This window comes from Kitasatospora sp. NEAU-69 (genome assembly GCF_057158765.1).
Genome location: NZ_JBWXUE010000015.1, coordinates 104,411 through 119,106 on the forward strand (window position 1 = coordinate 104,411; position 14,696 = coordinate 119,106).

The 14,696-nt window shown below is 69.3% G+C and carries 13 protein-coding genes; 8 read left to right on the top strand and 5 right to left on the bottom strand.

Translation table 11 applies throughout. The annotated features are described in order from the left end of the window. The first annotated feature begins 150 nt into the window (after window positions 1–150). Window positions 151–1,611, top strand: a complete 1,461-nt coding sequence (locus tag AC060L_RS19245) for an NCS2 family permease (protein ID WP_483800024.1) — start codon at window positions 151–153, stop codon at window positions 1,609–1,611. A gap of 75 nt (window positions 1,612–1,686) precedes the next feature. Here the strand turns inward: AC060L_RS19245 and AC060L_RS19250 are convergent, their stop codons facing one another. Together AC060L_RS19250 and AC060L_RS19255 are read right to left on the bottom strand one after the other, a co-directional pair. Next, entirely contained in the window at window positions 1,687–2,046 is a 360-nt protein-coding gene (locus AC060L_RS19250; protein ID WP_483800025.1) for a hypothetical protein, read from the bottom strand. Between the two features lie 18 nt (window positions 2,047–2,064). After that, window positions 2,065–3,378 carry a helix-turn-helix transcriptional regulator gene (locus AC060L_RS19255; RefSeq protein ID WP_483800026.1) on the bottom strand — a complete coding sequence of 438 codons (1,314 nt, stop codon included), beginning with the start codon at window positions 3,376–3,378 and terminating at the stop codon, window positions 2,065–2,067. A gap of 197 nt (window positions 3,379–3,575) precedes the next feature. Between AC060L_RS19255 and AC060L_RS19260 the strand changes: the two genes are divergently transcribed. The 5 genes from AC060L_RS19260 to AC060L_RS19280 all read left to right on the top strand — a co-directional run bounded on the left by AC060L_RS19260 (window position 3,576) and on the right by AC060L_RS19280 (window position 6,507). Then, window positions 3,576–4,067 carry an ATP-binding protein gene (locus tag AC060L_RS19260; RefSeq protein WP_483800027.1) on the top strand — a complete coding sequence of 164 codons (492 nt, stop codon included), beginning with the start codon at window positions 3,576–3,578 and terminating at the stop codon, window positions 4,065–4,067. A gap of 247 nt (window positions 4,068–4,314) precedes the next feature. After that, complete coding sequence (locus tag AC060L_RS19265) at window positions 4,315–4,470, top strand: hypothetical protein (RefSeq protein ID WP_483800028.1); 156 nt, start codon at window positions 4,315–4,317, stop codon at window positions 4,468–4,470. Further along, window positions 4,467–5,636 carry a methyltransferase domain-containing protein gene (locus AC060L_RS19270; RefSeq protein ID WP_483800029.1) on the top strand — a complete coding sequence of 390 codons (1,170 nt, stop codon included), beginning with the start codon at window positions 4,467–4,469 and terminating at the stop codon, window positions 5,634–5,636. The genes AC060L_RS19265 and AC060L_RS19270 overlap by 4 nt, the downstream gene beginning before the upstream one ends. Before the next feature lie 256 nt (window positions 5,637–5,892). After that, window positions 5,893–6,276 carry a GNAT family N-acetyltransferase gene (locus AC060L_RS19275; protein WP_483800030.1) on the top strand — a complete coding sequence of 128 codons (384 nt, stop codon included), beginning with the start codon at window positions 5,893–5,895 and terminating at the stop codon, window positions 6,274–6,276. Between the two features lie 90 nt (window positions 6,277–6,366). Beyond that, window positions 6,367–6,507 (top strand): hypothetical protein, encoded by a 141-nt coding sequence (locus AC060L_RS19280; protein WP_483800031.1) that lies wholly within the window; start codon window positions 6,367–6,369, stop codon window positions 6,505–6,507. A 108-nt stretch (window positions 6,508–6,615) separates the two neighbouring features. Here AC060L_RS19280 and AC060L_RS19285 read toward each other — a convergent pair whose 3' ends face one another. After that, entirely contained in the window at window positions 6,616–6,786 is a 171-nt protein-coding gene (locus AC060L_RS19285) for a hypothetical protein (RefSeq protein ID WP_483800032.1), read from the bottom strand. Between the two features lie 10 nt (window positions 6,787–6,796). Between AC060L_RS19285 and AC060L_RS19290 the strand changes: the two genes are divergently transcribed. Both AC060L_RS19290 and AC060L_RS19295 read left to right on the top strand, forming a co-directional pair. Next, a complete protein-coding gene (locus AC060L_RS19290; protein WP_483800033.1) occupies window positions 6,797–7,261 on the top strand; it encodes a hypothetical protein in 465 nt (154 codons plus the stop codon). A 248-nt stretch (window positions 7,262–7,509) separates the two neighbouring features. After that, on the top strand, window positions 7,510–8,841 hold the full coding sequence (locus AC060L_RS19295) for an MFS transporter (protein WP_483800034.1): 1,332 nt from the start codon (window positions 7,510–7,512) through the stop codon (window positions 8,839–8,841). A 35-nt stretch (window positions 8,842–8,876) separates the two neighbouring features. Here AC060L_RS19295 and AC060L_RS19300 read toward each other — a convergent pair whose 3' ends face one another. Continuing rightward, window positions 8,877–11,834, bottom strand: a complete 2,958-nt coding sequence (locus tag AC060L_RS19300) for a type 1 periplasmic-binding domain-containing protein (protein WP_483800035.1) — start codon at window positions 11,832–11,834, stop codon at window positions 8,877–8,879. Window positions 11,835–12,123: 289 nt separating this feature from the next. After that, on the bottom strand, window positions 12,124–14,628 hold the full coding sequence (locus AC060L_RS19305; RefSeq protein WP_483800036.1) for a ricin-type beta-trefoil lectin domain protein: 2,505 nt from the start codon (window positions 14,626–14,628) through the stop codon (window positions 12,124–12,126). Window positions 14,629–14,696: the final 68 nt, after the last annotated feature.

Genomic DNA, 14,696 nt, shown 5'->3' on the forward strand with positions numbered 1-14,696 from the left:
GGGTGGCCCGTCGCCGTCCGTCTCCTCTCTTCCCCTCGGCTGCTCCTCGTCTGCCCCTCGCCTGCCGGATCTACGCGCGCAGATAGCGCGGGTACGACCGGTGAACACATACTGAAAACCCTCCTCAGCCCCCACCAGAGGACATATCGCATGCCTTCCGCGGCGCAGCCGACCGTCGAGTCGCCCGAGCCCCCGGTGCCCACACCCCCGCGGGGCGCCCTCGATCGCTACTTCCGGATCTCCGAGCGCGGCTCCAGCCTGCCCCGCGAGGTCCGAGGCGGCGTCGCCACGTTCTTCACCATGGCGTACATCCTGGTGCTGAACCCGATCATCCTGTCCAACGCCGTGGACGTGAACAAGCAGGCGCTGAACTTCTCCCAGCTGGTCACCGCGACCGCGCTGACCGCCGGGCTGACCACGCTGCTGATGGCCGTGATCGGCAACGTCCCGATCGGCCTCGCCGCCGGCCTGGGCGTGAACACCATCGTCGCCCTCCAGCTCGCCCCCCGGATGACCTGGCCGGACGCCATGGGCATGGTCGTGCTGGCCGGCTTCTGCATCATGCTGCTGGTCGCCACCGGACTGCGCGAACGGGTGATGAACGCCGTCCCGCTCGGCCTGCGCAAGGCGATCGCGATCGGCATCGGCCTGTTCATCACCCTGGTCGGCCTGGTCGACTCCGGCTTCGTCAGCCGGGTCCCGGACGTCGAGCACACCACCGTCCCGCTCCAGCTCGGCATCGGCGGCCACCTGCACGGCTGGCCGGTGCTGGTCTTCGTGCTCGGCGTGCTGCTCACCATGGTGCTGGTGGTCCGCAAGGTGCCCGGCGCGATCCTGATCTCGATCGCCGCGATGACGGTCGTGGCGGTCGTCATCGAGCGGCTCGCCGACCTGCCCGCGGGCGCCTGGGGCCTGACCGTCCCCAAGTGGCCCGGCAACCCCATCGCCACCCCCGACTTCCACCTGGTCGGCAACGTCAGCCTGTTCGGCGGCTTCCACCACGTCAGCCTGCTGACCGGCATCCTGTTCGTCTTCACCGTGCTGATGAGCAGCTTCTTCGACGCGATGGGCACCATCCTCGGCGTCGCCGACGAGGCCCACCTGCTGGACGAGAACGGCGACCTGCCCGGCATCAACCGGGTCCTGATGGCGGACGGCATCGCGACCGCCCTCGGCGGCGCCACCTCCTCCTCGGCCAACACCTGCTTCGTCGAGTCCACCGCCGGCGTCGGCGAGGGCGCCCGCACCGGCGTCGCGAGCCTGGTCACCGGCGCGCTCTTCATGGTCGCGCTCTTCCTCACCCCGCTGGCCACCATGGTCCCGGCCCAGGCCGCCACCCCGGCGCTGATCACGGTCGGCTTCCTGATCCTGGCCAACTCGATCCGCGACATCGACTGGTCCGATTACACGATCGCGATCCCGGCGTTCCTCACCATGGTGCTGATGCCGTTCACGTACTCGATCACCAACGGCATCGGCATGGGCTTCATCACCTTCTGCGTCCTGCGCCTGGCCACCGGCCGCGGACGCAGCGTGCCGGTCGCGCTGTACGCGGTGGCGGCGGTGTTCGCCTTCTACTACATGATGCCGGCGCTGGGGCTGGCCAAGTAGTAGCCCGGCTACATCCGCGTGGGCAAGGCCCTACTCAGCTGAGTGGGGCCTTGCCCACGCGGATCTGGCGCAGGGTCAGGCCTCCTGCTCGATCCGCTCGAAGATGTCCGCGTCGGTCTCGCGCTGCCAGGCGGGGAGGGCATCCCAGTCGGCGACGTAGCTCGGCTTTGGATCCTTGATGTGCTTGTGGATCTGGGCGATCCAGCAGAGGGCCACGAAGCGGCCCTTCTGCTCCCGGCTCAACTTGGCCGTCGTGCCGTCGCTCACGGCGATGAAGTCCCGGACCTGCCCGTACACGGCGGAAGCGGACTGGCGCTCCCAGTCCGGAGTCTCCTCCCACGGGGTGATGTACCCGGGCTTCGGCTCACCGGGGAAGTGCTTCTTGATGCCGCTGATCCACGCCTCGCGGAAGATGCGACCGTCCTCGTTCTGCATGCTCGGGCCTTTCGTCGTTCAGGATGGGATCACGGGCAGATTTGCGATCTGACTGCTCAGGGAGGAAATGCGTCGGTCGGTCTTGAACGGTTCCAGGTGAGCTTGCAGGGCCTGGAGCTTCCGGCCCACGTATCCCGATCCGCTCTGTTGGGCCAGCTTCAGCGCTTCGCCTGCGTGGGACAGCAGGTGATCGGTGTCCCTGCGTTGGATGCCGAGTATCGCCAGATCGGCGAGCACGCTGCCCCGCCGACGAAGCGAGAGCTTCTGGCTCAGAGCCTCGGCAAGCGCTTCCTCCGCGAGGTCTGGGCGGCCTAGCGCGATATAGCAAGTGCCGCGTTCCTCGGCGAGCCGGGAGCCGTCGAAGCGAAGCCAGCCGCCGTTGTGGATCTGACTGCCCAGAGTATGGACCTGACCTGCAAGATCCAGCGCTCGGTTGCAGGAATCGAGATCGCCGAGGCCCGCGAACACCTCGGCTTGAACAGCGGCGACCCAATGGCGTGTGGAAAGCTCACGATCCCCGCGCTGGGCGAGCATCGACGCGGCACTCAGCATTGGCACGGTTTGGGTGAACCTGCGCTCATACAGACTGATGAACGCATGACGCGTCAGGGCGCATGCCCACAGGTCATGTGAGCGGGCCTCCCGGGCCGCACTGGCTGCAAGCGTGTAGCAGTGGGCGGCATCGGTATAGCGATTGCTGTCGAAGAACAGTTCCCCCGCGAGCTGGAACACATCTGCGGTGAGAGCGCACAGATGCCGGTGCGCGGCTGCGCCGTGCGTTCGATCGAAGCTCGCCATCAGGGCGTTGAGTTGCTCGCGAACAAGCGGATAGACCGCGGCCTTGGACCTGGCCAGCGAAAAAGTCTGCCAGAGGTGCGAATTGAGCTGGCCGTGTGCATCGAGGTCGGTGGCGAGAGTTGAGCCGGGGAAGCCGTCGGTGGCCTGGTCAACGCCGATGGGAGACAGCGCGACCAGGGCTCCGGTAAGGCTCAGCAGTTGGAGGAAGTCACGGCGGTGCATGTCGTCAAGGTCACCCGGGTCTACGTAGGTTCGGGATACCGCAGGATCAATGTGGACTTTGACTCCTGCTGGCTGACTTGTCGCCGATGAGCCGTCGTCATATGGCTCTGGCGTCAGAAGAGTTTCAAGTTCCACAGGGGTGACCTGCAGTAGCCGAGCAAGCCTGGGTCGGATGTGGGGCTGGGGCTCGGTTTCGCCGCCTTCCCAACGCACAATCGTCGAGCGATCGACGCCGAGCTCTGCGGCGAAAGCCTCTTGGCTGTAGCCCAGGGATTTCCTCCGCTGCGCGAGCCGTCGCCTGGTGGCTGTCATCCCCGCCCCTTTGCTCCGCGGAAGTATCAGTACAGGTCAGAGCTCCTGGTGCATCGAGTATGCATCAGAACTGCGCCACCACTGCTCTGGTTTGTGGCAACTCGTCCTTGTTTCCTGGGTGATGCGGCTCTGGCGGCCGCTCAAGCAGAGGAGAGGCGCATGACGGTCGGGACCTTGGCGGGCGGTGGATCGTGCTGATGAGTCCGTTGAACACCGCGTCGTTCCCGGTGCCGCAGGCGTGGGACGTTGAGTCTGACGCGGCTGCGGTTCCGCCGGCGCGGCGCTTGATCATCGACATCGCGCGGTTCTGGAAGGTGCCGCTGTCGGATGACGCGCTGCGCGACGTGGAGCTGTGCGCGAGCGAGGTGTTGACGAACGCGGTTGAGCACACCATGGCGCGGTGCCACGTGACTGTGCGGTGGACCGGTGAGCGGCTGCGAGTGGAGGTCGCCGATACCAGCCTGCGCCTTCCGGATCCGGATGCCGCTCCGGACGTGATCACGGGTGGCAGGGGTCTGCGCCTGGTCGCCGCCCTGGCGCACTCGTGGGGCTGGACGCCTTCGGGGGTGGGCAAGGTCGTCTGGTTCGAGGTCGCGGCCGACCAGGTGGTGACCGGTGATCGGCGCCTGGCCGTCCTCGTCAACGCGGCGCATACCCAGATCACGGACCAGCTCTCGCGTTCGACCTGACCGACCTTCAGACTCCGCCCGCGAATGCTGGGCCATTCGGCAGGGCGGTTCGGCCCCGGTCGCACCGTTCCCATGAGGGGTGGCCGGCACTGCCAAGTCACAACGCTGTTCCCTTCGAGAGGAGTTCACGCGTGAGTACGCCTCCCCCTCCGTACCGGCCGCCGATACCCGGTCCGACGCCGCCGGACGGCAATCGCACGGCGGCCTGACCGAGTACACCTGTCAGCGAGCGAAGGAGAGATCAGATATGGGATGGGGAACCGGCAAGGGTGGAAGCTCCGGCGGCGGTAAGCACGGCGGGGACAAGGACTTCAGCAAGGACAAGCCGTCCAAGGACGGACAGCGGCCGACACCGGACCCGAAGCACAAGGGCGGCGACGGCAAGGACGGCAAGGACAAGTGACGCACGACCCCAAGCTTGACGAGCAGGCCGCCTCGCGCGGCCTGCTCCGCTCGGTGACGGACGACCTCGGGCACGAGATCCCCGGGGAGTGGGCCAAGGCACTCACTGCAGTGCCCCGCCACCTCTTCATCCCTGATCGGATCTGGGTCGGCGACGACAACGAGCCGCTCACCCGTGCGGATGACCCGGCCGGCTGGCTTCGGGCGTCCTATGCGAATGCCCCGGTGGTCACCCAGGTGAACGACGGGGCCGAGCCGGACACGGGGGTGGTGTGGCCGTCCTCGTCCGCGTCCATGCCGTCGGTCGTGGTGCGGATGCTCGAAGACCTCGATGTCCGTGAGGGCATGCGGGTGTTGGAGATCGGCACGGGGACGGGGTGGAACGCCGGTCTTCTCGCCCACCGTCTCGGCGACGCCAACGTGACCTCGGTCGAGGTGGATGCCCAGGTGACGGCCGCCGCCCGTATCGCGCTGGGTGCCGCCGGCCTGCATCCTGAGGTGGTCTGCGCCGACGGTGGTGAGGGGTGGCCTCCTCGGCAGCCCTTCGATCGGATCATCAGCACGTGCGCCGTCAATCGAGTACCGGCCGCCTGGCTGGCTCAGGCACGCCCCGGCGCCGTCATCCTCACGCCGTGGGAGAACCCGTGGATCGGCTGGGGCACGCTGCGCCTGGTGGTCGGTGATGGCCGCGCCGTGGGCCGCTTCATGCCCTACGGCTCGTTCATGCTGATGCGCTCGCACCGCACGGACCTGCGGATCTTCCGCGACGTGGTGCGTGACGACCATCGGCCGGAGGAGTCAACGACCGGTCTGGACCCCTGGGTTGTGACCGGCGCGGATGCGGAGGTTCAGTTCGCCATCGGCTCCCGGCTCGGCGATGTCTGGCACGCCCGGCAGCGCGACCCTGACGTGGACGGTGTCGCGGTGCGGCTGTGGCTGGCCACCACCGACGCTTCGTCGTGGGCGGCGGTTGACTGGGACGGGACGCAGGGCGCGACGCGGTTCACGGTGTGGCAGCACGGGCCCCGCCGGCTGTGGGACGAGACCGAAGCCGCCTACCGCTGGTGGCTCGACAACGACCGTCCCGGGCCCGGCAGTTTCGGTCTCACCCTGACCGGCGATGCCCAGCACCTCTGGCTGGACGACCCGGCCAACGTGCTGCCGTGATCGGCCGCAGGCCCCGTCGCGTTCGCGTCGGGGCCTGCAACACGCGGTGCCCATGGGTAGGGTGCCGCCATGCGCTTGCACTGGGACTGGCTGAGCCCTGTGGTGACCGTGCCCTACGTACCGACGATCGGTCCGGTCCATCCCGACACGCTCAGCGCCGACCTGTTCGCCGAAGTCCTGAGTCCAGCTCAAGACCTTCGGCCCTCCGGAGCCGCCACAGGCCGCCGTGCGAGATCTGCGAGACCTCCCGCCTGCGGTGGCGGCCACGTTCGCCGACTTCGCCCAACGGATGGCAGCCAACGGGTTCGCGTTCCTCTGGGATCGGTTCCGGGCCGGCGACTTGGACGGTTCGATTCTCACGGTTGTTGTCGACGGTGGGGTGGTCGGAGCGATCGGCCCGATGGAGACCATGAAGGACTCGTCCGGAACCGCCCGGCTTCTCCCGCAGTACTTCGGCGTGCTGCCCGAGCAGCGCGGCCACGGCTACGGCCGCCGGCTCTGGCGCGGGGCCATGCACTGGGGCCATTCCACCGGCGCTGCCTACCAGCTGCTTCAGACGGAGCTTGACGGGACGTCGGATCGTCTCTGTCAGGCCGAAGGGCTGGAGAGTCTCGGCTGTGTTCTGGTTTCCCCTGCGTAGGCACCGAAGCGCCGCGCGCTGAACATCTCTGTCGCGCGGGCTGGGGCCGGGCCGTAAGGTCGGGCGGAGAACAGCTTCCTGGGGGGACCGTTGCACGTCGTACGCAAGCGGATGGCCATGGCCGGGTTCGTGGTCGCCTGGGTGGTCGGTGGCTGGTGGCTGACGATTCGTCTGCTCGACTACGCGTGGCTGCACTTCTGGGAGTGGGCGATGAGCGGCTGGCAGTTCTAGGGCCTGTCGTCGGGCACCGATAGCCGGGCCGGTGGCCGATGCCTGCGGTCGTACGTCGGCGTTACGATCTTCTGGCTTGCCGGATGCGGCTGAGGCGGGGGATATGGATCAGATGGCGTGTCCGCAGTGCGGGCAGATCGACCAGGTGCAGAGTGTTCGCGCGGTGTACGAGTCCCAGACGGGGACGTACGCCTCGCAGAGCAGGGGCACCTCCTCCGGAGTGGCGTACGCACCCGGGGTCGGGGTGATCCCCACGTTCGGCAGTTCGACCTCGTACACCTCGGGGACCGTGAGCAGCAGGCTCGCGGAGGTGGTCGCCCCGCCGCGGGTTCCGCAGCTCGCGTCGCCGGAGAGCGGCTGCGCGTCGTACGTCCTCGGGGCTGCGGCCGTGGTGCCCTTCGCCGTGTTGTCGCCCTACCTCTGGTCCTCGGAGCGCACCAGCTCGCTGGTGGCCGCGGTGATCGGGATCGCGGTCATCGGGGTGCTGATGGGCAGCCTGCCGGCGATCGGGTGCATCGTCATCACCCGACGGCGACGACGCGACAGGAGCCGTGCCCAAGCGGAGTTCGCGGCCTACTCGGCCCTGTACCCACCGCTCTTCGCCGTCTGGGCGGCGGCGCTGCTGTGCCACCGGTGCCACGTCGGCTTCGTGCCGCGGGGCAGCTTCGGCCCGGGCGGCGAAGCGGCGGGCGCGGTGCCGCTGCCGTATTTCCACTCCATGGTGCACGGGATGGCCCAGCGGATGCTGGTGTGACGGCGGTCGGTCCCGCGAGTCCTGCCCCGCTGGGATGAACGTATGTGACGACAACGGGATCTGGCAGACGGTCAGGACTTCGGGTTGAACTCTGGTCACGGGTGATCTTCGCCCGTTACACTCGCCCCATGGATCTCTCCGGGCCGCACTAGACGGGACCTCGCCGCCGCGAGCCGACGCGCTGACGTCGGACGCGTGCCGCAGTGCGTCGTCCCCGTCCCGTAGTGCCCTTTCACCGGAGACCTCCCATGTCACGCCCTTCTCAGGGCGGCGCGTCGTACCGTGCCGTCCTCGCACTGCCGCATGCCCGCAGCCTGGCCATCACCGGAGCGCTGGCCCGGCTTCCCTACGGACTCATCTCCCTTCCGCTGCTCCTCGCGCTACGTGAAGCCGTCGGCTCCTACGGCACCGCCGGTGCCGCGGTCGGCCTGTCCGGGCTGCTCACCGCGCTGCTCGGCCCGTGGCGGGCTCGGTCGGTGGAGCGAAAGCCGGCCTCTCTGCGGCTGTTCGCGGCCGGTTACGCCGTCGCGCTCGCGCTGATCGCCGTGCTCGCCACGCTCGCGGCGCACGGCGGGCGCGGGCCGGTGACGGATGTCGCCGCGCCGGTGCTCGCGGTGCTGGCCGGGACGCTGCCGCCACCGGTCGGGCCGCTGCTGCGGGCCCGCTTCGGCGTGCTGGCCCCGGGCGACGCGCAGCGCCAGGCCGCGCTCAGCCTGGACGCCGTCGCCGAGTCGACCGTCTTCTCGGTCGGCCCGCTGCTGAGCGGCATGCTGCTCGCCGTGACGTCGCCGGCCGTCGCACTGGCCGTTGTGGCCGGCAACGTGGTGCTCGGCTTCGGCCTGCTCACCCCGGTCCTCGCCCGGACCGCCACGCCCGCGCCCGAGTCGACCGACAAGAGCGCGCCCGCCGATCCCACCGCCCCCGGTTCGGAGGGCGGTCGCGGCCCGCGCTCCCCGCTGCGGTCCGCCGCCTTCCTCGCGGTGCTCGGCGCCGTCGCGGCCGTGGGCGCGGCGGGCGCGATGACCGGGATCACGGCGGTCGCCGCCTGGGGCCCGGCAACGGCCGGTCCGCTGGAGGCCGGGTTCTCGGTGGGCGGCATCCTCGGCGGGCTGGTCTATGGACGCCGCTCCTGGCGCCGGTCGCCGCGCACCCGGCTGGCCGTGCTGGGCGCCATCGGGGCCGCCGCCCTGCTGCTGCCCGTGCTCGCCTTCGCGCCGGCGGGCGCCGCGCCCGCCCTGCTGATCGCGGGTGGCATCACCGACGCGACGCTGATCACGGCCTATCTGCTCGCCGACACCGCCGAGGCCCAGGCCTGGATCAACACCGCCTTCAACCTCGGCGTCGCGCTCGGCTCCAGCGTGGCAGGCGCGCTGATCGGGGCGACCGGGCCGCGCACGATCTTCGGCGTGGCCTCGCTGGCCCTGCTCGTCCCGGCACTCGTCCCGCTGCTCGCGCGCGGCGGCGCGGCGCTGTTCCGGCGCCGCCGCGGCGACATGACGGCGGCACAGGCGGCGCCGGTGACGCAGGTGGGACAAGCGGCGCAGGCGGCGCGGCCGGCGGCAGAGGAGGTGCTCGGCTAAGGGTGCCCGCGCCGTAGTGCCGCCCGCGCGCGGGCTCACGGGACGAGCGAGAGCCGGGTGGTGCCGGTGGGGCTGCTGCTGGTGAGGTGGAAGACCCGGACCGTGTGTGACTGCTTGCCGGCCGCGAACTCGATGGCTCCGGTCGCGCCGGTGAACTTCTCGCTGTGCAGGGCGCTGATGACCTGGCTCGCGCCGCCTTCGTGGGTGGCTCCGCTGTCGGTGGCGGCTTTCAGCAGGGCGTTGGCGGCGTCGTAGCCCAGGAGCAGGGTGCCGTCTGCGAACATCGGATCGGCATAGGGGTTCGGCCCCAGACCCTGCACCTTGAGGTATTTCTGCGCCGCTCCGTCGACGTCGAAGTGGTCGGCGGTGGCGGTGGGGTCGGTGGGGGCGGCGTAGTAGACCTCGGTCTCCGCGGGCATGTTGGTGGTGCTCAGTTGCAGCTTGGTCAGGTCGTCCCCGCTGAGGATCGTCACGTGGCCGGCGAAGCACTCGGGGTTGCCCCTGATGGCGTCCAGCAGGGTGTTCAGGTCGTCGGAGCGCCCGGCGAGGTAGATCACGCCGGGATGCTGGGCGCAGATCTGGCCGAGCGGGCTGGCGGTGTCGTTGGGGTTGCCGAAGCGGGGCCCGTCCTTGTCGCTCATGTAGGACAGCAGCAGCGGGTTGAGCTTCGGGGCTGCGAGGTGGCTCAGCATCGCGACACCGGAGGACCCTTGCTGGGTGCCGTAGGGGTCCGAGCTGTTCTCGAGGACGGCGGCGGCGCCGGTGTTCGCGCTCGAGGCACCGTTCTCGGCCTCGGCCTGCAGGGCGTCGGCCTCCTCCTGATTGGTGGCGGACAGTCCGAAGTAGTTGGGGAAGTCATGCGCGAGCATGTTGTCGGAGTTGGTGGTGGCGACGACGGCGAGGTAGGCCTGTGCGAGGGCCTGGACGGTCGCTCGGCTGGTGAGGGTGTCGCGGCCCAGTCCGACCACGCCGATGACGGAGTGGTCCCGGCGGGCGAGGTCGGCGATCCGCTGGGCCATGTTCTGCTGGAAGGTCAGGTCGTGGCCGCTGTTGGCGATGAGGACCTTGAGTTTCAGCCCGGTGGGGGTGTCGTGGTTCGCGGTCATCTGGGCCAGGTAGACGCCGGCGAGTTCCTTGAGGGCGTTGAGCGCCGTGTTCGCCTCGGCCGGGGTCGGTTGGGCGGAGCCGATGGTGAGTGGCCCGGCATAGACGAGTGTGACGAACTCGCTGCCGGTGCCGTCCACCCAGTGGTTCTCGGTGGCGACGAGTTGCTCCAGCTTCGCCTCGTCGATGTTCGCCCCCGCGGTCGAGGCGCCGTTCTGTCCGGGGGGTGCCCCGTTCAGCTGGACGCCGTTGCCGGCCGGCACGAGGGTGACGTCCGCGGGTTTGACGCCGATGCACTCGGCGCCGTAGCCGGGCGAATGCTTCATGACCGCGTCCCGGTCGGTGCCCAGGAGCCGGCCGTCGCAGTACTCCTGGTGCAGTTGCTCACCACGGACGAAGCCGGCCAGCGTGGCCAGGGCCAGCGCTCCGACCACGGTCCACCGTGACAGCAGCGTCCAGGGGCTGCGCCTGATGCGCTCGGTGCCCAGCCGGGTGCGCGCGTGCTGGGCGAGCAGTCTGTCGTCCAGTTGGATCGACAACACCCAGGGCAGCGTCGACTGAGAGCTCGGTGCCTGCCCCACGCGCAGCCGGTCCTGCACCCATGCCTGGTACAGCGCTTCGGGTTCGCCGAGCTCGGTGTCCTGGTCCGCGTCGTGGTTCGTGCCCTGGTCCGGGACCTGACCGTCGGCGCCCTCCGCCGTGGTCGGCTGTGCGGGACAGGAGTCAGCCCAGGTGTGGGGGACAGCGGCCAGGACGAGCAAGGGATCCAGCTCGCTGCGCCGGCTGCGCACGTCGCTGATCGCCCGCAGCACCAAGGTGCCACCGTTGGCGTCGGTGGCGTGGGGCAGGAAGATCACCGGGGGAACGGTCCGCTTGCGCCAGCGAACTCCCGCGACGCGAGGCCGGAACGCGGCCCTGAGATCCTCCAGCAGGGCCAGGGCGCGCAGCTGCCGGTGGAACTGCTCGCCGCGCTCGCACTCGGCGGTGTTGTCGCTCTTGGCGTCCAGCATGGCGCGGATGACCACGCGGGCGCGGGCTTTCCGGGTGGCCCAGGACCGGCGGGGCCGCCACACCGACCACGCCGGAGCGATCCTGCCGGACGCCATCAGGAAGGTCGTGGTGGCGAACCAGCGGTTGGCCGGCCCCAGCCAGGACAGCAGGACGCTGTTCTCGCGGATCCATCCGGTGCCCGCGAGTACCAGGACCAGGCCGAGCAGGAGCCACGCGTCCAGTTCGGGGGACTGATTGGTGATCAGGGAGGTCAGGCAGGCCAGGATGACGGCCCCTGCCACGGGGACCACGCCGAACATGGACCCCAGCGCCCGCCAGGTGCGGTACGAGGGGCGATCGCTGCTGGGCCGCCAGCGCAGTTCCGTCAGCCGCGCCAGGACCTTGTCCTCGTGCTTCTTGTACAGCTCCTCGCGCTTCCTGCGCCCCTCGGCGTCAGCGGTGGCACTCGATGGCACCTGGGCGCTCAGCTCGTCCATCGCCTGTTCGATCGCGCTGACCAGCCGGGAGCGCGGGAACGTGAACGGCCGGTACTGGGAGTTGTCGTGGTTGTCCCACTCGCGCGAGGTCAGGTCCGACAGGATGTGGACGGCCCGCTGGTGCGCGGTGGTGCCCTCGCCACCGCTGTCGCTGCTGTCGGGTTCCGTCACGGTGGCGCACAGCAGGCCACGGGCGCTGTGAGCCTCGTGGATGAAGTCCACGATCGCTTCGACCTGTTGGTCCGCACCGGACCGGCTCTCTTTCGCGGCACGCAGCACCACCAGTGGCATCGGAGACCGGCGCACCGGGAACTCGTCGATCAGCCGCTCGCAGAGTTCGAAGATGCGTTTGGTGGCGTCGTTGGCGTACTTGGTCCAGACCTTATCTCGGTGTCCACGCATGGTTGTCCCCCAGTGCGAACGATGAATGTCGGCCAACGGGGGCGTGCCCGGGATGCGTGCCGGGGTTACCATCCTTGCCCAGTGGGCGAGTTGGTGCGGCCGTTGGTGGTGAGCCAACGGGAACTGTAGCGGAATGCACGTGCATCTGCACGTGCATGTGAGTGTTTGGCCAGTGGATCAGCCAGTGGCTCAGCCGATGGATCACCAGCGCTCCTGAAACGCCGATGAGCCCGGGCCCGTTCGAAGTGAACGGGCCCGGGCTCATCGGCGTTTCAGAGGCGCCCTGGTGTTACTGGACGCCCTGGGTGTTGGTGGACCAGATCGGCTTGCCGTCGAGGTCGTACATGACGAAGTTGTTGTCGTCCTGGAAGTAGGGCTCGACACCGGGGTTGCCCGCGGTGTGGCTGCTCCAGAGCGCGTTGCCGGCCGGGCCGTAGACGACGAGGTTGCCGTCGGTCTGCATGGATGCCCAGGCACCCGGGTTGTTGTTGGTGCCGCTGGCCCAGATCGCCTTCCCGGTAGCGATGGAGTAGAGAACCAGGTTCCCGTCCGTCTGCATGGTCAGGTTGGACTTGTGCCCGATGATCCAGTTGCCCGGGTGCAGGACGGTGCCGCTCCAGAGCGGGTTGCCGCTGGGGGGCGCGTGGTAGGTCGTCTGGGTGTTGAAGAGCGGCTTGCCGTTGGCGTCGTAGACGACGAGGTTGCGGTCGTTCTGGACGACCGTACGTGCGCCGGGGTGGCCGGCGGTGTAGCTGTTCCAGAGCGGCTTCTGGTTCGCGTCGTAGACGACGAAGTTGCCGTCGGCCTGCATGGTGGCGGTGGCGCCCGGGTGGCCCCAGCTGTTGGTGGACCAGAGCGCGTGACCGGTGACGGCCGAGTACAGCACGAGGTTGCCGTCGGCCTGCATGTCCAGATGCGAGTGCGCGGCGGTGAGGCTGTCGCCGGCGTGCAGCACGGTGCCGGCCGTGATCCCGGCGCCGGTGGTGTCGTAGGCGGGGTCGTAGGTGCCGGTCGACCAGATCGCCGTGCCGCCGCCGTCGCGCAGCACCAGGTTGCAGTCGTCCTGCAGCGTGATGCTGCCGCCGTTGCCGCCCCAGGTGTTGGTGGACCAGAGCGGGTGATTGGCGGGGCCGTAGACGACGAAGTTGCCATCGGTCTGCATCTCCGCAGACCCGGAGGTGTGGCCGCCGGTGTTGCTGGACCAGATCGTCTGACCAGACTTCAGCTTGGTCAGGACCAGGTTGCCGTCGGTCTGCATGGTCAGTCGGGCGCAAGCGGAGAAGAGCACGTCGTTCGGCAGTAGACCGCTCCATGCGGTCAGTGCCGACTTCTGCGAGTAGGCATCGCCGAGCGAGACGGCGCTCCCGAACTGCGCGTGGCCTTCAGCGGTCGGACGGCCCGGATACTCGGTCACGTGCCCGGCGAAGTCGAACAGGTCCGGGACCGCGCTGCCGCCGGCGTCGCCGCCCGAGGTGACGCTGTCGATGTAGCCCGGCTGCCCTGGCTGGGCGCTCAGCGGCAGCAGCGGCTGCGCACTGGGCAGTGGGCCGAGAGCGGCTGATCCCTGCGGGTCCGGGGTGCCCCAGCTCTGCTCCGGGGCGCCGGTGCAGGCGGCCAGCTGGAGCGTGTAGTTCTTGTAGTACGAGTTGAGTACAGCCGTCAGGCAGTTGCCGCTCGACGTGTCCACCAAGGTGCCGCCCTTGCCCGCCGTCCAGGTCTGGTGCGGGCCGCCGTTGCACGTCGCATGAAATACGAAGAGGTTCAGACCGGGGTTGGCATCGGTCTCGGTCGAGTCCAGGCAGGCTCCGAACGACCGGATCGTGTTGTCGGTGCCGAAGATCCAGCCTGAGGTCCCGACAGAGCAGTCCTGCGCCGACACTACCGGGCCCGACGCACCCGTCACCGCGCACGGGTGGGTGCCGTTGGCCTGCAGAACGCCGGAGATCAGCGTGCTGGGCACCGGCGCCGGGATGAGTGTGCTCGGGGTGTGGTCTGGATTGAACGTGAGCGGGTGCGTGGTGATCGCGCCGCTCGCCTTGTCCCGGGCCCAGAGCGTGGGCACACCACCGACCTGGCCGGGGGGGACAAGGGTGGTGTTGGTCCAGTCGCCGCTGCCGATCTGGATCGGGCTGCCGAGGATGCTGCCGGCCTTGCCCGGGTAGTACCAGAGCCGGCCGCCCTCGACCGTGATGACGTCCGGCAGGCCGTCGCCGTTCAGCGTGCCGTCGGTGGCGACGAGTTGGGTGGTGCCTTTCCAGCTGTTGCTGTAGCCGGTGCAGTCGGCGGGCGCGGCACAGCCTGGCTTGGCGATCGCGATGGCGTGCTCGGGGTGCGTGAAGTGCCCAGGGGCGCCGCCATAGTTGGCGTCGTTCGGGTACAGGTAGAGGCTGCCCGAGTAAGGGTTCAGTGCGAGCAGGTCATCGGTGTGACTCTTCGTCAGACTGCCGTGGTGCGCGACCAGGTACGAGTCCCACGGGACGCCGTCAGGTGTCTGGCGGCCGGCCGAGGCGTCGTACGGAGCACTGTTGGTGGAGGTCACCATCAGGTCCGGCGCGAAGACTTGGTATGACGCGGGCACGTAGGTCACGTCCGGTACGCCGTCGCCGTCCAGGTCACCCGGCACCGCCGCGGCGGTGGACGACGCCGTGGCCGGTGAGCCGGCCGGCTTGCTGTCGGCGAAAGCGGTCGCGGTGGTGGCCGCGACGCCGGTGGTGAGGGTGGTGAGAGCGGCGATCACCGCGAGGCGGCTGAGGCCGCCGAGTCTGCGATGCGGGGCGCGTGGGCGCTCCGTCATGGGTCCTCCCCGGGAGTGGTGCACGTTTCGGCGGATGCGCCGGATCACCGGTCTCGACCAGGGGGTGT